1 protein-coding gene is annotated in these 1,355 nt (G+C 64.9%); it reads right to left on the bottom strand.

What is annotated here, in order from left to right; all coding sequences use genetic code 11:
* Positions 1-929: LacI family DNA-binding transcriptional regulator (locus tag E3T43_RS08675; protein ID WP_241978888.1), on the bottom strand; the 929-nt coding region annotated here is incomplete at its 3' end.
* Positions 930-1,355: the final 426 nt, after the last annotated feature.

Genomic DNA, 1,355 nt, shown 5'->3' with positions numbered 1-1,355 from the left:
CGCTCCACCGCCAGCCGGCCGACCTCGTTGAAGTCGAGCCGAACGGTCGTGAGGCCAGGTTGAAAATAGCGGGCCTCGCTCATGTCGTCGAAGCCGACGACGCTCACGTCGCCGGGCACGTCGATCCCTCGTTCGGTGAGGGCTTTGATGACTCCGAGTGCCATCGCGTCGTTGGCCACCAGGACCGCGGTGATCGTTGGATCCTCGGCAATGGCCACTCCGGCCCGGTAGCCGGAATCCGCTGTCCAATCCTCGGTGCGGAACTCGGGATTGACCGTTCGGTGGCGCCGCGCGAGTTCGGACAGCCATCCGGCGCGCCGTGCGTCCGAAGCCATCCAGCCGGGTGGCCCGCCGACGTGCCGGACCGTGTCGTGCCCCAGATCGAGCAGGTGCCGGGTCGCCAGCTGCGCTCCCAGCGCATCGTCCATCGACACCGCCGTCGAACTCGCGGGTGAACCCTGCTCGAACCGTACGATCGCCACCTCGGGATCCAGCCCCAGCAATACCGGGGCGGCGGCCGTCATCGGCGCGAGCACGATGATCCCATCGACCGCATCGGCGACGAGCGTATCGAGCGCGGTACGGATGCTGGCCGAATCGACCCGGGGAATGGTCACCAGACTGGTCGTATAGCCGTTGCGCCGCGCCTCTTCGGCAATACCGAAGAGCACCAGGGCGGAACCGTGCACTGGAAGGGAATGGGACACCACACCCAGATTCATGGATCGGTTCGTGGCCAGGGCGCGTGCGGCCCAGTTGCGGTTGTACCGCAACTGCGCAATGGCCCGTTCTACGCGGTCCCGCACCTCGGCGCCCACGTTGCTGTGCCCGTTGACGACCCGGGAGACGGTTTGTTGTGACACCCCGGCGAGTTTCGCAACGTCGATCATGCGTACGCTCTGACCGCGCGGCCGAGGCTCCCTAGCCATGCGACTCCTCCCCTCCGAGGCGACAACCCCGGTCGCCCCATGTTAGCGCACCATGAATAGCGTCAGAAGGGCTCGAAAACCAAGCCGAACAGTCCTCTGACCAATTGTCGATCAGCGAAACCAGGGTAGAAATTGTCAATTGACAGGATGTGATAGTGCGCTAACATTTAGTAATCGTGATCGGTCATCGACGGCGAGTATCTCGCGCACGTGACCGATCGCATCCGCATGCCGCCAAGGGAGTCGATCAGTGAGCACGACCGCAGCGCAATCGCGCGCAGACGCACCAGCCGGGACCGAGTCCTACGTCATCGGCATCGATTACGGAACACTATCCGGCCGCGCGGTCGTCGTGCGCGTCTCGGACGGCGCCGAACTCGGCTCGGCCGTGCTCGACTATCCCCACGCGGTCATGGACACCACCCT

It is taken from the genome of Cryobacterium sp. Hh7 (genome assembly GCF_004403155.1).
Classification (GTDB): domain Bacteria; phylum Actinomycetota; class Actinomycetes; order Actinomycetales; family Microbacteriaceae; genus Cryobacterium; species Cryobacterium levicorallinum.
The sequence above is the reverse complement of the archived record's forward strand: the minus strand, read 5'-3'. Positions and strand labels throughout refer to the sequence as shown.